The organism is Cupriavidus mimosae (assembly GCF_023952485.1).
Classification (GTDB): Bacteria; Pseudomonadota; Gammaproteobacteria; order Burkholderiales; family Burkholderiaceae; genus Cupriavidus; species Cupriavidus taiwanensis_C.
In genome coordinates this window covers 118034-134909 of sequence record NZ_JALHRY010000013.1, presented here as the reverse complement: position 1 = coordinate 134909, position 16876 = coordinate 118034, and the positions used below count along the sequence as shown (strand labels likewise).

Here is a 16876-nt window from a genome sequence, read left to right as displayed (position 1 = left end):
ACCTGCCGTCCCCGCGTCACCGACAAGCGGCCGCGGCGCCCGCTTGTGCGCCGCCCGGGCCAGCGGCCCGGATCCACAGGAAAGGAACCTGCATGCTACGTGTCGATCGCATCGCCGACGACGTTTCCCTGCCTGAACTGACCCTGCGCGGCATCATCCTCGGTGCGCTGATCACGGTCGTGTTCACCGCCTCCAATATCTACCTGGGCCTGAAGGTCGGGCTGACCTTCTCGTCGGCGATCCCCGCGGCGGTGATCTCGATGGCCGTGTTGCGGCTCTTCCCCGGCGCCAACATCCTGGAAAACAACATGGTGCAGACGCAGGCCTCGGCCGCGGGCACCCTGTCGTCGATCATCTTTATCCTGCCCGGCCTGGTGATGCTGGGCCACTGGCAAGGCTTCCCGTTCTGGCAGACGCTGGCGATCTGCGCGGCGGGCGGCATGCTCGGCGTGGTGTTCAGCATCCCGCTGCGCCATGCCATGGTGGTGCAGAGCGACCTGCCTTATCCCGAGGGCGTTGCCGCGGCGGAAATCCTGCGCGTGGGCAGCGCCGCGCCGGCTGAAGCCACGCCGGGCCAGAAGCCGCAGGCGACCGGCCTGGCCGACCTGATGGCCGGGGGCCTGGTGGCGGGGCTGTTCAGCTTCGCCGCAGGCGGGCTGCGCGTGCTGGCAGAGGGCGCCAATTTCTGGCTGTCGGCGGGAGCTTCGGTGGTGCGGCTGTCGATGGGCTTCTCGCTGGCGCTGGTGGGCGCGGGCTACCTGGTCGGCATCGTCGGCGGGCTGGCCATGCTGCTCGGGCTGGGGCTGACCTGGGGCGTCGCGGTGCCGTGGCTGACCGCGGTCACGCCACGCCCGGACGGTGCCACGCTGTCGGCCTTCGGCACCATGGTTTGGAGCCAGCAGGCACGCTTTATCGGCGCCGGCACCATCGGCATCGCCGCGATCTGGACGCTGCTGTCATTGGCCAAGCCCATGCTGTATGGCATCCGCGCCTCGTTCGGCGCGCTGCAGGCCGGTCCGGCGGGGCAGGGCAGCGTGCCGCGCACGCAGCAGGACATGCCCGCGAAGTGGATCGGGCTGGTGATGCTGGCACTGCTGGCGGTGCTGGTGACGGTGTTCGCCTGGTTCCTCGCACCGGCGCCGCTGGGTGGCGGGGCGCGCTGGCGCCTGGTGGTCTACGCGGTGGTGTTCGCCTTCATCTTCGGCTTCCTGGTGGCGGCGGCGTGCGGCTATATGGCCGGACTGGTGGGCTCGTCGGCCAGCCCGATCTCGGGCATCGGCATCATCGCGGTGATCCTGGTGTCGCTGCTGATCCTGCTGGCGGGCCAGGCCGACGGCCTGCTGGCCACGCCCGAGGGCGGCAAGTTCGCGATCGCGCTGGCGATCTTCACCACCTCCGCGGTGGTGGCGGTGGCCTCCATCGCCAATGACAACCTGCAGGACCTGAAGACCGGCTGGCTGGTCGGCGCGACACCGTGGCGCCAGCAGGTGGCGCTGCTGATCGGCTGCGTGGTCGGCGCAGCGGTGATCCCGCCGGTGCTCGAGCTGCTCTACAACGCCTATGGCTTCGCCGGCGCGCTGCCGCGTGCGGGCATGGACCCGAACCAGGCGCTGGCCGCGCCGCAGGCGACGCTGATGACCGCCATCGCCACCGGCATCTTCACCCACCAGCTCAACTGGAACATGATCCTGGTCGGCATCGGGCTGGGCGTGGTGCTGATCGCCATCGACGAAATCCTGCGCCGCCGTGGCGGCGCGGCGCGCCTGCCGGTGCTGGCGGTGGGCATCGGCATCTACCTGCCGCCGACGATCAGCTCGGCACTGGTGGTGGGTGCGGTGTTGTCGTGGCTGTTGCTGCGCGCCGAGCGCCGCCGCGCCACCGCGCGCGGCGACGACGTGCGGCTGGCGCTGGAGCACGCCGAACGGCGCGGCACGCTGCTCGCGTCCGGCCTGATCGTCGGCGAAAGCCTGGTCGGCGTGATGCTGGCCGCGGTGATCGGCCTGTCAGGCAGCGATGCGCCGCTGGCCGTGGTCGGTGGCGGGTTTGAAGCGACCGCGCAGTGGCTGGGCCTGGCGGTGTTCGTGCTGGTGTGCGTGGGCTTCTATCGCCGCGTGCTGGCGGCGGCGCATTGAAGACGGGGGCGCCGGCGTCGCGCCCTCAGTCGTCCTCGTCTTCGGACCGGTCGGGCGAGGTCTCGCCCGGCTTGCCGCCAATTACGTATTTCTCGGACGCCCAGGCGCCGAGATCGATTTGCTTGCAGCGCTCGGAACAGAAGGGGCGGAACTTGTTTTCGGTCACCCAGGCCACCTCGGTGCCGCAGGTGGGGCATTTGACGACAGCAGGCATGGCGTTCAGCGCAGGCTTCAGAAATTGCAGAGTTTCAGCAGGAACGGAATATCGGCATCGACCGAGCGCGGGCGCAGGTCGCCGTCCTGCTGCGTGAAGCGCACCCACAGCATGTACTTGTTGGCGCTCATCTCGGGGATGAAGGCCAGCAGCGAGTCGTCCAGCCAGACCTGCATCAGCTGGTAGCTGCGGCCCGACAGCATCTGCTGGTAGCTGCCGCCGGTGGCGATCACCTTGCCGCTCTGGCCGGCTTCGCGCAGCAGGCGCAGCACGATGGTCGTGCCCATGCGCAGCGACACCAGCGGACGCGCCCATTTCAGGATGTCGGCGCGGCGGTCTTCGGCGGGGCGATGCTGCCAGGCATAGTAGGCGGGCAGGTCGAACTCGCAGGTGCCGCCCGGGATGATGGCGCGGCTGCGGATGCTGGTCAGCCACTCGTTATCCGTCAGCAACTGGCCGGCCTTGCCCACGGTCTGGTTGAGCATGGCGATGCCCTGCTCGATCTCGCCGATGACCGAGTCGAGCGCGTCCTGGTCAATCTGCGGATTGGCGCGCAGCGGCGCCAGGGCCTGGCGCTGGCGCTCCAGTTCCTTGATCAGGTCGGTCTTGAGGTCGGCGCGGCCGGCCACGTCGATGATCTCGAACAGCGTGGTCAGCGCGACGTGGTGCTGCTGGGCATGATCCTGGCCGAGGAAGTATTCCAGCCGATCGAACAGGTCTTCCAGGCGCAGGAGAGTCCTGATGCGTTCGTTGAAAGGGTATTCGTACAGAATCAAGTGCTGTGTCCGTGCAGGGCGTCGGGCGCTTCAGGGGCGGCCCGGTGCAGAATGAGGCCCGGGAAATACCGGAAAGGGCGATCTATGCGTGTGGAATACCGGCACTATGCGGCGATTTCCCGGCATGTTCCAGCGCATTCTATGCGAGACAAGGTCCGAGGACAATGTCGCGCGCATGATGCCATGCGCCGCCGCGCCGGCCTGGCGCGTTATGGATGGACCGTGCCCGCGGCCGACAGTTCACGGTAGTAGCGGTCGAGCCGGTCGACCTGCGCCACCAGCGCCTGCACCGGCCCGTCGTTGTCGATGACGTCGTCGGCACATGCCAGGCGCGCCGCGCGCGTGGCCTGCCTGGCCATGATCGCCAGCACCTGTTCGCGGCTGAAGCCGTTGCGCGACATCACGCGGGCCACCTGCGTGGCTTCGGTGCAGTCGACCACCAGCACTCGTCCCACGCGCTCGCGCCACGAGCCCGATTCCACCAGCAGCGGTACCACGTAGATCAGGTACGGGTGCGCGCCGGCAGCGCGGATCGACTGCGCGCGTTCGGCGGTCAGCGCGCGGATCAGCGGGTGGGTGATGGCTTCGAGCCGCGCCTTGGCGGCGGGATCGGCAAACACCAGCGCGCGCATCGCGTCGCGGTCCATGGCGCCGTCCGGGCGCAGGCAGGCGGCGCCGAAGGCTTCGACCAGCGCCGGGATGGCGCGCCCGCCCGGAGCGGTAATCTCATGCGCGAGCAGGTCGGTATCGATGATCGCGGCGCCGCGCGCTGCAAACATGTCCGCCACGCGGGTCTTGCCGCTGCCGATGCCGCCGGTCAGTCCGATTTCCAGCATGTGATAGTTTCTGTCAGACGTCGTTGCCGCAACGATACCAGCTTCGGCCGCTTCGGCCGTGGCCCGATCACAGCCGCGCGGCCGTCACCAGGCAAACACCGGCAGCACCCCGGGACCGAACAGCAGCACCACCACGCCGGCCAGCGCGATGAAGGGCCCGAACGGGAACGGCGTATCGCGGTCCTGGCGGCGCAGCGCGATATTGGCCAGCCCGAACAGCACGCCCGCCACCGACGACAGCAGCACCAGCGCCGGCAGCGCCTGCCAGCCGAACCAGGCCGCCAGCGCCGCCATCAGCTTGAAGTCGCCGAAACCCATGCCTTCCTTGCCGCGCAGCAGCCGGAACAGCCAGTAGGCGAGCCACAGCACCAGGTAGCCGGCGGCGGCGCCGATCACCGCATCGGGCAGCGCCACGAACAGGCCGGCCAGGTTCAGCAGCAGGCCGATCCACAGCAGCGGCAGCGTGATCTGGTCCGGCAGCAATTGCGTATCGGCATCGATCATGGTCAGCGCTACCAGCCCCCACACCAGCACCAGCGCGGCCAGCGCCTGCGCGCCCGGGCCGAAGCGCCATGCCACCAGTGCGCTCAGCACGCCGCTGGCCAGTTCCACCAGCGGATAGCGCACGCTGATCGGCGCCTTGCACGCCGAGCAGCGCCCGCGCAGGAACAGGTAGCTCAGCACCGGCACGTTCTCCCATGGGGCGATGGCGTGGCCGCAATGCGGGCAGGCCGAGCGCGGCACCATCAGGTTGTAGCGGCCGGGGTAGGGCAGCGGATCGCCGCGCAGCTCGGCAATGTAGTTGGCCTCGTCGCGCTCCATCATGCGCGGCACGCGGTGGATCACCACATTGAGGAAGCTGCCGACCACCAGGCCCAGCAGCCCCGCTGCCGCCACCAGGAAGACTGGCGGCAGCGCCGCCAGCGCGTGCAGCAGCGGGGCGGTGCCGGTCGCGGCTCCGGTCGGATAAGGGGTAGCGGACCACACCGGCTGCATCGCTTACACCACCTGTCCCAGCTTGAAGATCGGCAGGTACATCGCCACCACCATGCCGCCGATGAGCACGCCCAGCACCACGATGATCAGCGGCTCGATCAGGCTGGAAATGGCGGCGACGGCATCGTCCACCTCGCGCTCGTAGAACTCCGCCACCTTCAGCAGCATATTGTCCAGCGCGCCGGACTCCTCGCCGATCTGCGTCATCTGCAGCACCATGTTGTCGAACACATGGGTCGCCTGCATCGCGTTGGTGAGGCTGGTGCCGATGCGCACCGATTGCTCGATCTCGCGGGTGGCGTCGTAGTAGACCCAGTTGCCGGCGGCACCGGCCACGGACTCCATCGATTCCACCAGCGGCGTGCCCGCAGCGAACATCGTTGCCAGGGTGCGGGTCCAGCGCGCGATCACGGCCTTGCGGAACAGGCTGCCGAAGATCGGCAGCTTCAGCAGCGCGCGGTCGGTGGCGCGCTGCACTTTCTCGGACTTCTTCAGCGCGCGCAGATAGAAGCTGATGCCGGCCACCGGCGCGCCGATGACCAGGTACCAGTACTGGACAAAGAAGTCCGAGATTGCGATCACCAGCAGCGTCGGTGCGGGCAGGTTGGCACCGAAGCTGGAGAACACCCCCTTGAACGCCGGGATCACGAACAGCATCAGGATCACCGTGACGGCAAAGGCGACCGTCAGCACCGCGATCGGGTAGATCATCGCGGACTTGATCTGCCCCTTCAGCGCGATGGTCTTCTCCATGTAGAGCGACAGGCGCTCCAGCAGCGAGTCCAGGATGCCGCCCTGTTCGCCGGCATCGATCAGGTTGCAGTAGAGCGTGTCGAAGTATCTGGGGTGGCGGCGGAACGCCGCGGCCATGCTGCTGCCAGCCTCGATGTCGAAGCGGATGTCGGAGAGCAGCTGGGTGAAGTTAGGGTTGACGTGCCCGCGCGCGATGATGTCGATCGACTGCAGCAGCGGGATGCCGGCCTTGAGCATGGTCGACAGTTGCCGGGTGAAGTAGGCGATGTCCTTCTCGGTGATCTTGCGCCCGCGCGCCGCCTTGCGCTTCTTGAGCTTGACGATGGTCAGGCCCTGCTTGCGCAGCGTGGCGGTGACCTCGGCCTGGTTTTCGGCGCGCAGCTCGCCGGTGAAGGTTTTGCCCTTGCGGTCCTTGCCTTCCCACTCGAAGATGTACTGGGTGGGGGCCTTGCGTCCCTTCCCTGATTTGGCCCGTGACGGTGCCCCCGTCCGGGCGCCCGCTGCTGGTGCGCGCGTCGCCATGTTATTGACCCCCGATGCAAATGACGCTTGTTGTGCGTCTTGTCTTTACGTTGTGTCTTGCTTTCCTACGTGTTCGTGGTCGCCAGCACTTCTTCGAGTGACGTGACGCCCTGCCTGACCTTCAGCAGCCCCGCTTCGCGCAACGATAGCACGCCGTCCCTGCGCGCCTGCTCGGCAATCTGCAGGGCGGTGCCGTGCGTCAGGATGATTTCCTGCATGGCCTCGGTGATCGGCATCACCTGGTAGATGCCGCAGCGGCCCTTGTAGCCGCTGCCGTTGCAGCGCTCGCAGCCGACCGGGTGGTAGGGCTGCCAGCTGCCGTCCAGGTCGTGCTCGCGGAAGCCCGCTTCCAGCAAGGCCTCGCGCGGGATCTCGCCCTCGCGCTTGCAGCTGCACAGCCGCCGCGCCAGCCGCTGCGCGGTGATCATCAGCACGCTCGACGCGATATTGAAGGGGGCCACGCCCATGTTCATCAGGCGCGTCAGCGTGGTCGGCGCGTCGTTGGTGTGCAGCGTCGACAACACCAGGTGGCCGGTCTGCGCGGCCTTGATGGAGATGTCGGCGGTTTCCAGGTCGCGGATTTCGCCGACCATGATGATGTCCGGATCCTGGCGCAGGAACGAGCGCAGCGCGGTGGCGAAGGTCAGCCCGGCCTTGTCGTTGACGTTGACCTGGTTGATGCCCGGCAGCTGGATTTCAGCCGGGTCCTCGGCCGTCGAGATATTGATGTCGCCCTGGTTCAGCAGGTTCAGGAAGGTGTACAGCGACACGGTCTTGCCGCTGCCGGTAGGGCCGGTCACCAGCACCATGCCGTAGGGGCGCTTGATCACGTCCAGCAGCAGCGCCTTCTGCTCCGGCTCATACCCGAGCTGGTCGATATCGAGCTTGTCGGAGGACGATTCCAGGATCCGCATCACGATCTTCTCGCCGAACAGCGTGGGCAGCGTCGACACGCGGAAGTCCACCGCCTTCTCGACGGTTTCCTTTGCATCCTTGTCCTTGGGCAGCGCGATCAGCAGCTTCATGCGGCCGTCCTGCGGCACGCGCTTTTCAGAAATATCCAGCCGCGACAGCACCTTGATGCGGGTCGCGATCTTGTCGCGGATGTCCAGCGGCGGGCGCGCGACCTCCTGCAGCACGCCATCGACGCGGAAGCGGATGCGGTAAAAGGTTTCGAACGGTTCGAAGTGCAGGTCCGAGGCGCCGCGGTGGAAGGCCTCGGTCAGCAGCTTCTGCAGGAAGCGCACCACCGGGGCGTCGTCGATATTGTCGGCCGTGGTGCGGTTGCGCGGGTTGGCGGCGGCCGCGACCGGATCGTATTCGATCATCTTGCGCTCGGCCTGCACCGGCGAGATGTTCTTCAGCGTGCCCAGCGCCTCGCCGGCGGCGCGCACATGCTTCATCAGCTTGTCGTGCTCGACCACCACCGCTTCGACCGGCAGCTTGTACTTGTCGCGGATCGCGTCCAGGCCGGCCTGGTTGGACGGATCGGACAGCGCCAGCACCAGGCGGTTCTCGCGCCGGCCCAGCGGCAGCAGCCGGTGGGCGTGGAACTCACGGTTGCCGGCCAGCGCCGGCGGCACCTTGGCCAGGTTGTACTGGGCCAGATCGAGCAGAGGCAGCTGGTACTTGTCCGCGGCGAACAGCGCCACGTCATGCGCGCTCATGGTGCCGCTGCCGATGATCTCGTCGATCAGCTGCGATTGCTTATCACGCGCGGCCTGCTCCAGCTGAGCAAGCAGGGCGGGCGCGATACGCCGGCTCTGGGCCAGGGCAAGTCCGAGTGTCATGTCAGGTGCGCAGTGGTTGGAGCAGTGTCCGCGGACAGGCAGGACGAGACGAGCCCGCTTCTTGGGATCGGGCCAGTTTGCCGATGGGGTCACTTTTTGTAAAGGCGACGGCGGGACGTATTGGCGTTTGCGCGACACCGGCGCAACCCTACTTGCGCGGGGCTCAGGCGGGCGGCGAACACAGCAGACGGCAATTTGAGAATTGCCTCCATCCCCACTGGTCGCTGGCCAGCCATGCTTCTCGGCATGGTGGCTAGCCGGCGCCCGGCGTGGTCTGATCTGTTATAGAATCAAAAGTGAGTGTATAACGTCGCATGAGACGAAACTACAAGAAGCCTTTCGTTCAGTTCGTCAAGAAAGCACACAAGCCGCTGCAACTGGCGATCGAAGACGAGGTCGAGGAGCTCTGTGCCGTGCCCGAGCTGGGGGAAGCGAAGGTCGGGGACTTGGCTGGCATCCGGGTGCACAAATTCAGGTTCAACCGGCAGGAATACCTGATCGCCTACCGGCCAATGCCGCTGGAGTTCAACGTGAAAGGCGTGGCACTTGAAGTGCTATGGATCGATTTCTATAAGGTCGGCTCGCATGAGAACTTCTATGACGAGCTCAAGAAATACCTGAGGGCAGAAAAGAATGGACATGATGACCGCTGAAGACCTGCTGCATGCCCTCGGCGCGTTGCCCGCGCGGGAGCGCGTCAGGTTTTTCACACTGATCGGGCAGCAGGCTTTTGGCGATGAGAATTTCTCGCATGAGGAAGTCTTCGGCCATCTGGCGGAGGAGGATTTCACCGCGGCAGAGGCTGCCCAATACCTCGAAATCTCGATGGCGACCTTCCGCCGGCTGGTGCGCGATGGCAAGGTGGCTCCACGGGCGGAAGTCGGGCGCAGCCAGCTTTTCTCCGTAGCGGAGCTGAAAGCTTTCAAGCGACAGCGCAAAGCCATCAAGGGCTGAGGAGGAGGGGTAAAAAGACAAAAAGCCGAACCAACTTTCGTTGATTCGGCTTCTTAAATCTGGTCGGGGTGAGAGGATTCGAACCTCCGGCCTCTACGTCCCGAACGTAGCGCTCTACCAGGCTAAGCTACACCCCGATTTGGTTTGCCGGCAGACGTTTCAGCGTCAGCAGCAAAGAACGTAAGTTTAGCAGCGTTTTTTTGGGAATGGAAGAGGGCGGAGGAAAACGCCCCATCCCGCCGCGCTTCCCGGCTCAGGACTGCCGCTGCAGCGAGAAGGCGCAGAGCTGGATCAGCGTTTCCTTCAGCTCGGACGGCGGGAACTGTCGCGCTGCCTGCTCGGCGGCTTCGGCCTCGCGCCGGGCGGCCTCGAAGGTGACCTCGAGCGCGCCGCTGGCATGGATCGCGGCAAAGACCGCGTCGAAATGCTCGGTGCCGCCCTGCACGATGGCGTCGCGGGCCAGCTGGCGCTGCTCGGCCGTGCCGTGTTCCATCAGGTGCAGCAGCGGCAGGGTGGGCTTGCCTTCGCGCAGGTCGTCGCCGGCGTTCTTGCCCATCTGCTCGGCGCTGGCGGTGTAGTCGAGCATGTCGTCGATCAGCTGGAACGCGGTGCCGATGCGGCGGCCGTATTCGGCGGCGGCTTCTTCCATCTGCGCATCGGCGCCGGACAGCACCGCGCCCAGTTGCGCGGCGGCCTCGAACAGCTTGGCGGTCTTGTAGCGGATCACCTGCAGGTAGCGCTCGATGGTGACATCCGGGTCGTGCATGTTCAGCAACTGCAGCACCTCGCCTTCGGCGATCACGTTGGTCGCGTTGGACAGGATTTCCATGATGCGCATGCTGCCGGCATCGACCATCATCTGGAACGCGCGCGAATAGAGGAAGTCGCCCACCAGCACGCTGGCGGCATTGCCGAACACGGCGTTGGCGGTATCGCGCCCGCGCCGCAGCTCGGACTCATCGACGACATCGTCGTGCAGCAGGGTGGCGGTGTGGATGAACTCGACGACGGCGGCCAGCTCGTGGTGGCGGTTGCCGTCGTAGCCCAGCGCGCGCGCCGTCAGCAGCAGGATCACCGGGCGCAGGCGCTTGCCGCCGGCACCGATGATGTATTCGCCGATCTGTTCGATCAGCGGGACTTCAGAGGACAGCCGCTGGCGGATAACAGCATCGACCGCGCGCATGTCTGCAGCGACCGGGGCAAGCAAGGCAGTGGCGGAAGGCTGGGACAAGATGATCACCGTTACGCAAAACCGGACGATTATATGCGATGCAGGCGGCGTTCTACGCATGCCCCGCATAGTTTGCCGGGCGCTGGGCCCAGGGCATGCGCGCACCGGCGCCGATGGCCGGCGCCACTATAATGCGGTCATGGACAAGCCCATACCTCGCCGCCAACTGCGCCGCACTGCCTGGTGGGTGGCGTTTGCCGCACTGGCGGGATTCCTGCTCGCCGATCTGACCTGACCGAAGCGGCCGCCGATTGTGCCGGGCGCGCCGCTCACGGGCTATGTGCCTGTTTTCTTTGCAGTTTTCCCCGATCTCGTTTACAATTCCCGGTTTCCTCCGGTAGTCGCTCGCCTTGCGGGTCCTTGCCGGCGGGAGATAACCGGGGCCGCATCGCGCGGTTTCGGCGTTTTATTCACATCCGAGAGGTTCGACAATGTACGCGGTCGTAAAAACCGGCGGCAAGCAATACAAGGTTGCTGCTGGCGAAAAACTGAAAGTAGAACAGATACCGGCAGACATTGGCGCAGAAATCACGCTCGACCAGGTGCTCGCAGTGGGCGCCGGCGACCAAATCAAGTTTGGTACGCCGCTGGTGAGCGGGGCTTCCGTCAAGGCTACCGTTATCTCCCAGGGTCGTCACGACAAGGTGAAGATCTTCAAGATGCGCCGTCGCAAGCACTACCAGAAGCGTCAGGGCCATCGTCAGAATTACACCGAACTGCGCATCGAAGCGATCGTTGCCTGATCGATCGAGCGTAATCCGGTAAAGCGACAGGAGTAAGACATGGCACAGAAAAAAGGCGGCGGTTCCACGCGGAACGGCCGTGATTCCGAATCGAAGCGTCTGGGCGTGAAGGTGTTTGGTGGCCAGGCCATCAACGCCGGTGGCATCATCATCCGCCAGCGCGGTACCCGCGTGCATGCCGGCGACAACGTCGGCGTGGGCAAGGACCACACGCTGTTCGCCCTGATCGACGGCCACGTGCAGTTCGCCGTCAAGGGCCCTGCCAAGAAGCAGCAAGTCAGCGTCGTTCCGGCGGCCTGATAACAGCCTTTGCAGGATGAAAGGCCCCGCAACGCTTGCGGGGCTTTTTCTTTTCTGGCGAAGTAAACTACGCCGGTCCCGATCAGCCGATTCCTGCCGATCCATTACGGAAAACCCATCATGAAGTTCATCGACGAAGCCCGAATCGAAGCCATCGCCGGCAACGGCGGCAATGGCAGCGCCTCGTTCCGGCGCGAGAAGTTTGTGCCCTTCGGCGGCCCGGATGGTGGCGACGGCGGCCGGGGCGGCAGCGTGTTCGCCGTGGCGGACCGCAATATCAATACGCTGATCGACTTCCGCTACGCCAAGAAGCACGTGGCGAAAAACGGCGAGAACGGCCGCGGCTCCGACTGCTACGGCGCCGCGGGTGAAGACATCACGCTGCGCATGCCGGTGGGCACGCTGATCACCGACATGGACACCGGCGAGGTCATCGCCGACCTGACCGAGCACGGCCAGCGCGTGTGCCTGGCCGAGGGCGGCATGGGCGGCTGGGGCAACCTGCACTTCAAGTCGAGTACCAACCGCGCGCCGCGCCAGCAGGTCGACGGCAAGCCGGGCGAGCGCCGCATGCTCAAGCTCGAGCTGAAGGTGCTGGCCGACGTCGGCCTGCTGGGCATGCCCAATGCCGGCAAGTCGACCTTTATCTCGCATATCTCCAACGCGCGCCCCAAGGTGGCGGACTACCCGTTCACCACGCTGCATCCGAATCTGGGCGTGGTGCGCGTGGACCATGAGCAATCGTTCGTGGTCGCCGACATCCCCGGCCTGATCGAGGGCGCGGCCGAAGGCGCGGGCCTGGGTCATCAGTTCCTGCGCCACCTGCAGCGCACCGGGCTGCTGCTGCATATCGTCGACCTGGCGCCGTTCGACGAGGCGGTCGATCCGGTGGCCGAGGCCAAGGCCATTGTCAACGAGCTGAAGAAGTACGACGAGACCCTGTATGAAAAGCCGCGCTGGCTGGTGCTGAACAAGCTCGACATGGTGGCCGAGGACGAGCGCGCGGCGAAGGTGAAGGACTTCCTCAAGCGCTACAAGTGGAAGGGCCCGGTGTTCCAGATCTCGGCGCTCACCGGCGAAGGCTGCCGCGAGCTGATCTATGCGATCAAGGACCACCTGCAGGCGATCAAGGCCGAAGAGGCCGCGGCGCTGGCAGAGCCGGACATCCGCCTGGACGACCGCCTGCATAACGTCGACCAGGACCAGCGCGAGGCATAGACAACAAACAATCAGCGGTTCCGAACGATCTCCGGAGACAGGATTTCCACCATGCAATCGGTCATCGCGCAGGCAAAGCGCATCGTCGTCAAAGTCGGCTCCAGCCTGGTCACCAACGACGGCAAGGGGCTGGACCACGACGCCATCGCCCGCTGGGCGGCCCAGATCGCCAAGCTGCGCGTGGCCGGCAAGGAAGTGGTGCTGGTCAGTTCCGGCGCCATTGCCGAAGGCATGCAGCGGCTCGGCTGGGCGCGCCGCCCGAAGGAAATCCATGAGCTGCAGGCCGCCGCGGCCGTCGGCCAGATGGGGCTGGCGCAGGTCTACGAGAGCCAGTTCGGCCGCTATGGCATCCGCACCGCGCAGGTGCTGCTGACCCACGCCGACCTGGCCGACCGCGAGCGCTACCTGAACGCCCGCTCGACGCTGCTGACGCTGCTGTCGCTGGGCGTGGTGCCGATCATCAACGAGAACGACACCGTGGTCACCGACGAAATCAAGTTCGGCGACAACGACACGCTCGGCGCGCTGGTTACCAACCTGATCGAAGGCGACGCGCTGGTGATCCTGACCGACCAGCGCGGCCTGTACACCGCCGATCCGCGCAAGGACCCGGCCGCGCAGTTCGTCGACGAAGCCCTGGCCGGCACGCCCGAGCTGGAAGCCATGGCCGGCGGCGCCGGCACCTCGATTGGCCGCGGCGGCATGCTGACCAAGATCCTGGCGGCCAAGCGCGCGGCCAAGTCGGGGGCGCACACCACCATCGCATCCGGCCGCGAGGCCAACGTGCTGGAGCGCCTGGCGGCCGGCGAGGCGATCGGCACCCAGCTGCTGGCGCCGACCGGCCGGCTGACGGCACGCAAGCAATGGATGGCAGACCACCTGCAGCTGCGCGGCCGCGTCGTGATCGACAACGGCGCGGTCGAGAAGCTGACCAGCGGCGGCAAGTCGCTGCTGCCGATCGGCGTGGTCGAGGTGCAGGGCGAATTCGCCCGCGGCGAGGTGATCGCCTGCGTCGATGCGCAAGGCAAGGAGGTGGCGCGCGGCATCACCAACTATTCCAGCGCGGAGTCGCGGCTGATCGCGCGCAAGCCGTCGTCCGAGATCGAATCCGTGCTCGGCCACCTGAACGAGCCCGAGCTGATCCATCGCGACAACCTGGTGCTGGTCTGATCGATGCAAGCAAAAACGGCGGGACTGCCTGGCAGTCCCGCCGTTTTTTTATACCTGCACCGGTTGCGTCAGCGCTTGTGCGGCGCGCGCGATTGCAGCTCGAGCACCATGTCGGCGGGCTTGCCGGCCACGGTGCGACCCTCGCAGAAGAAATCGATCGCCAGCGTGGCGGCGTAGGCGTTGCGCACTCCGGCCTGCATGCGGTGCCAGGTCTCGCCGTAGTCGCTGCTGTTGGGCACCCACTCGGTGGCGCCCGGGGGCAGGGTCGCGTACAGCTTGCGCTCGAAAGCGTCGCAGCGCATGCCTTCGAAGGTCACGTTGCGCGCGCCGCTCTGGCTGGTGGTGACCACGGTGTAGCGCACCACGTTGTCCTTGCCCACCGAGATCGACTTGCTGTCCACCGCGAACGACAGCGTGCCGGTGCCCGCCACCGAGAACGGAATCAGGTTGGCCTCCTGCGGCAAGGCCGGCAGCATGGCCTTGGCTTCCTCGAAGGTCTTGGGCGCGAACGGGTTGTTCCAGGTGCTTTCTTCTTCGGCCATCTCCTTGCCGGTGGTCTTGCAGCCGGCCAGGGCCAGGCTGGCCGCGGCAAGCAGCAATCCGGCCGCGCTCAGGCCGCCGCGGCGGCCCACGCCGGTCAAACTAGTCATCAGTGCTCCGTGAGGTGGATACCGGCGTCGCCGGCGAAACGTAGTCGGCCGTGGCCGGGGCTTCGGCATTGCCGTCGGCGTCGGCCTGCTGCGCGGCCTGCGCCCGGCTCAGCGCCTGGCCGCGCGGCCCGCCGTGGCGCCCGTGCACGCCATGCGCACCATGGTTGCCGTGCGTCCCATACGGGCTGAGCGGCACGCGCGGGTGCCGGTTCAGGAAGCGCGACAATTCCGTCAGCGCCATCTGGTAAACATCGCGCTTGAACTCGATCACGGCCTCGAGCGGCACCCAGTAGTGGCTCCAGCGCCAGGCATCGAACTCCGGGTGCTCGGTGGCGCGCAGGTGGATGTCGCAGTCCCTGCCGGCCATGCGCAGCAGGAACCAGATTTGTTTCTGGCCCTTGTAGTGGCCGCGGATCTCGCGGCGGATGAACTTGTCCGGCACCTCGTAACGCAGCCAGTCGCGCGTGCGACCGACGATCCTGACGTGCTCCGGAAGCAGGCCGATTTCCTCATGCAGTTCGCGGTACATGGCCTGTTCCGGCGTTTCGCCGTACTTGATGCCGCCCTGCGGAAACTGCCAGGAGTGTTCGCCGATTCGCTTGCCCCAGAAAACCTCGTTTCTTGCGTTGAGGAGGATGATGCCGACGTTCGGGCGAAAGCCTTCACGATCGAGCATGACTGCACCTCGAATCCTTTAGAATTACGCTGATTATAAAGGAAGCGCGCAGCCGGGCCCGGACCGGGGGATGGTGGTTTTCCCCGAGCGGAAGGGCAGTTTCAGGCGCGTGCGCATAATTCAGCGCCGCCAGCCCCCCGGATTGTGCCGGGACGGATTTTTCCGACCTCGGCGGCCCAGAGAGAAATTACGGATGAAAGCCTCGCAATTCTTCATTTCCACCCTCAAGGAAGCGCCCGCCGACGCGGAAATCGTTTCGCACAAGCTGATGATGCGCGCCGGCATGATCAAGAAGCTGGGTGCCGGCATCTACAACTACATGCCGATCGGGCTGCGCGTGATCCGCAAGGTGGAAAACATCGTGCGCGAGGAAATGAACCGGGCCGGCGCGGTGGAACTGTCGATGCCGGTGATCCAGCCGGCCGAGCTGTGGCAGGAAACCGGCCGCTGGGACAAGATGGGCCCCGAGCTGCTGCGCCTGAAGGACCGCCATGAGCGCGATTTCGCGGTGCAGCCCACCTCCGAAGAGGTAGTGACCGATATCGCCCGCTCGGAAATCCGCAGCTACAAGCAGCTGCCGGTCAATTTCTACCAGATCCAGACCAAGTTCCGCGACGAGCGCCGGCCGCGCTTCGGCATCATGCGCGGGCGCGAGTTCACCATGAAGGACGCCTATTCCTTCGACCGCGACACCGACGGCCTGCGCAAGTCGTACGAGAACATGTACGACGCCTACGTGCGCATCTTCCGCCGCTTCGGGCTGGAATTCCGTGCCGTGGCCGCCGACAACGGCGCCATCGGCGGCTCGGGCTCGCACGAGTTCCACGTGATCGCTGAAACCGGCGAAGACGCCATCGTCTACTGCCCGACCTCGGCCTACGCCGCCAACATGGAGGCCGCCGAGGCGCTGCCGCTGCTGGCCGGGCGCGCCGCACCCACGCAGGACCTGGTCAAGACCTTCACCCCGGAGAAGGTCAAGTGCGAGCAGGTCGCCGAATTCCTGAACCTCCCGCTCGAGACTAACGTCAAGTCGATCGTGCTGGCCACCGACGGCGACGCCGGCGTCCAGATCTGGCTGCTGCTGATCCGCGCCGACCACGAGCTGAACGAGGTCAAGGCCTCCAAGGTGCCGGGGCTGGCCGAGTTCCGCTTCGCCACCGAGAACGAGATCGTCGAGGCCTTCGGCTCGCCCCCCGGCTACCTGGGCCCGATCGACATGAAGAAGCCGGTCAAGGTGGTGGCCGACCGCACCGTCGCCAACATGAGCGACTTCGTCTGCGGCGCCAATTACCGCGACTACCACTACACCGGTGTCAACTGGGGCCGCGACCTGCCCGAGCCGATCGTGGCCGACCTGCGCAACGTGGTGGCGGGCGACGCCTCGCCGGACGGCCAGGGCACGCTGGAGATCTGCCGCGGCATCGAGGTGGGCCATGTGTTCATGCTGGGCACGCGCTACTCCGAATCGATGAACGCCACCTTCCTCGACGAGAACGGCAAGACCCAGCCGATGCAGATGGGCTGCTACGGCATCGGCGTCACGCGTATCCTGGGCGCGGCGATCGAGCAGAACTTCGACGAGCGCGGCATCATCTGGCCGGCCGCGATCGCCCCGTTCGCGGTGGTGATCTGCCCGGTGGGCTACGACCGCTCCGAGGCCGTCAAGGCCGAGGCCGACCGCATCCATGCCGAGCTGCTTGCCGCCGGCGTGGACGTGATCCTCGACGACCGCGGCGAGCGCCCGGGCGTGATGTTCGCCGACTGGGAACTGATCGGCGTGCCGCACCGCGTGGTGGTGGGCGACCGCGGCCTGAAGGAAGGCAAGGTCGAATACCAGGGCCGGCGCGACGCGCAGGCCACCGCCGTCGGCGTGGCCGAAGTGGTCGGCCACGTGCGCAGCCTGCTGGCGAACTAA

The 16876-nt window shown here is 66.2% G+C and carries 17 protein-coding genes and 1 tRNA gene; 8 read left to right on the top strand and 10 right to left on the bottom strand.

Annotation, left to right across the window (positions count from 1 at the left end):
- The first annotated feature begins 92 nt into the window (after positions 1-92).
- Entirely contained in the window at positions 93-2132 is a 2040-nt protein-coding gene (locus tag MKD50_RS22925; protein WP_115704877.1) for an OPT family oligopeptide transporter, read from the top strand.
- A 25-nt stretch (positions 2133-2157) separates the two neighbouring features.
- Here the strand turns inward: MKD50_RS22925 and MKD50_RS22920 are convergent, their stop codons facing one another.
- The 6 genes from MKD50_RS22920 to pilB all read right to left on the bottom strand — a co-directional run bounded on the left by MKD50_RS22920 (position 2158) and on the right by pilB (position 8019).
- Positions 2158-2346: a DNA gyrase inhibitor YacG gene (locus MKD50_RS22920; RefSeq protein WP_111519102.1), complete on the bottom strand. Its 189-nt coding sequence runs from the start codon at positions 2344-2346 to the stop codon at positions 2158-2160.
- A gap of 17 nt (positions 2347-2363) precedes the next feature.
- Positions 2364-3122, bottom strand: coding sequence for a cell division protein ZapD (zapD, locus tag MKD50_RS22915; protein WP_115681185.1), 759 nt, complete (start codon positions 3120-3122; stop codon positions 2364-2366).
- A 209-nt stretch (positions 3123-3331) separates the two neighbouring features.
- Complete coding sequence (gene coaE, locus MKD50_RS22910) at positions 3332-3958, bottom strand: dephospho-CoA kinase (protein WP_115704875.1); 627 nt, start codon at positions 3956-3958, stop codon at positions 3332-3334.
- A gap of 84 nt (positions 3959-4042) precedes the next feature.
- Positions 4043-4954, bottom strand: a complete 912-nt coding sequence (locus MKD50_RS22905) for a prepilin peptidase (protein WP_252668782.1) — start codon at positions 4952-4954, stop codon at positions 4043-4045.
- A 3-nt stretch (positions 4955-4957) separates the two neighbouring features.
- On the bottom strand, positions 4958-6229 hold the full coding sequence (locus MKD50_RS22900) for a type II secretion system F family protein (protein WP_062801799.1): 1272 nt from the start codon (positions 6227-6229) through the stop codon (positions 4958-4960).
- Positions 6230-6294: 65 nt separating this feature from the next.
- Complete coding sequence (gene pilB / locus MKD50_RS22895) at positions 6295-8019, bottom strand: type IV-A pilus assembly ATPase PilB (RefSeq protein WP_252668781.1); 1725 nt, start codon at positions 8017-8019, stop codon at positions 6295-6297.
- Between the two features lie 314 nt (positions 8020-8333).
- Here pilB and MKD50_RS22890 point away from each other — a divergent pair, with 314 nt between their 5' ends.
- The gene (locus tag MKD50_RS22890) at positions 8334-8672 is read left to right on the top strand and encodes a type II toxin-antitoxin system RelE/ParE family toxin (RefSeq protein WP_115704870.1); all 339 of its coding nucleotides are present in this window, start codon (positions 8334-8336) and stop codon (positions 8670-8672) included.
- Positions 8659-8973: a helix-turn-helix domain-containing protein gene (locus tag MKD50_RS22885; protein WP_252668780.1), complete on the top strand. Its 315-nt coding sequence runs from the start codon at positions 8659-8661 to the stop codon at positions 8971-8973. Before MKD50_RS22890 ends, MKD50_RS22885 begins: the two co-directional genes overlap by 14 nt.
- 60 nt (positions 8974-9033) lie before the next feature.
- Here the strand turns inward: MKD50_RS22885 and MKD50_RS22880 are convergent.
- Both MKD50_RS22880 and ispB read right to left on the bottom strand, forming a co-directional pair.
- Positions 9034-9110 (bottom strand) — tRNA-Pro (locus MKD50_RS22880).
- A gap of 116 nt (positions 9111-9226) precedes the next feature.
- Positions 9227-10156: an octaprenyl diphosphate synthase gene (gene ispB / locus MKD50_RS22875; protein ID WP_115681179.1), complete on the bottom strand. Its 930-nt coding sequence runs from the start codon at positions 10154-10156 to the stop codon at positions 9227-9229.
- A gap of 479 nt (positions 10157-10635) precedes the next feature.
- Here ispB and rplU point away from each other — a divergent pair, with 479 nt between their 5' ends.
- From rplU to proB, 4 genes are all read left to right on the top strand, one after another.
- Positions 10636-10947, top strand: coding sequence for a 50S ribosomal protein L21 (gene rplU, locus MKD50_RS22870; protein ID WP_006576525.1), 312 nt, complete (start codon positions 10636-10638; stop codon positions 10945-10947).
- 39 nt (positions 10948-10986) lie between these two features.
- Entirely contained in the window at positions 10987-11247 is a 261-nt protein-coding gene (gene rpmA, locus MKD50_RS22865) for a 50S ribosomal protein L27 (protein ID WP_115704864.1), read from the top strand.
- A gap of 120 nt (positions 11248-11367) precedes the next feature.
- On the top strand, positions 11368-12465 hold the full coding sequence (gene obgE / locus MKD50_RS22860) for a GTPase ObgE (protein WP_252668779.1): 1098 nt from the start codon (positions 11368-11370) through the stop codon (positions 12463-12465).
- 51 nt (positions 12466-12516) lie between these two features.
- Positions 12517-13635, top strand: a complete 1119-nt coding sequence (gene proB / locus MKD50_RS22855; protein WP_115681177.1) for a glutamate 5-kinase — start codon at positions 12517-12519, stop codon at positions 13633-13635.
- Positions 13636-13703: 68 nt separating this feature from the next.
- Here proB and MKD50_RS22850 read toward each other — a convergent pair whose 3' ends face one another.
- Both MKD50_RS22850 and MKD50_RS22845 read right to left on the bottom strand, forming a co-directional pair.
- Positions 13704-14285, bottom strand: a complete 582-nt coding sequence (locus MKD50_RS22850) for a CNP1-like family protein (protein ID WP_115704862.1) — start codon at positions 14283-14285, stop codon at positions 13704-13706.
- Positions 14278-14961: an RNA pyrophosphohydrolase gene (locus MKD50_RS22845; RefSeq protein ID WP_111519110.1), complete on the bottom strand. Its 684-nt coding sequence runs from the start codon at positions 14959-14961 to the stop codon at positions 14278-14280. The genes MKD50_RS22850 and MKD50_RS22845 overlap by 8 nt, the downstream gene beginning before the upstream one ends.
- A 193-nt stretch (positions 14962-15154) precedes the next feature.
- On the opposite strand from MKD50_RS22845, the gene MKD50_RS22840 reads away from it, so the two are divergent.
- Positions 15155-16876: a proline--tRNA ligase gene (locus tag MKD50_RS22840; RefSeq protein ID WP_252668777.1), complete on the top strand. Its 1722-nt coding sequence runs from the start codon at positions 15155-15157 to the stop codon at positions 16874-16876.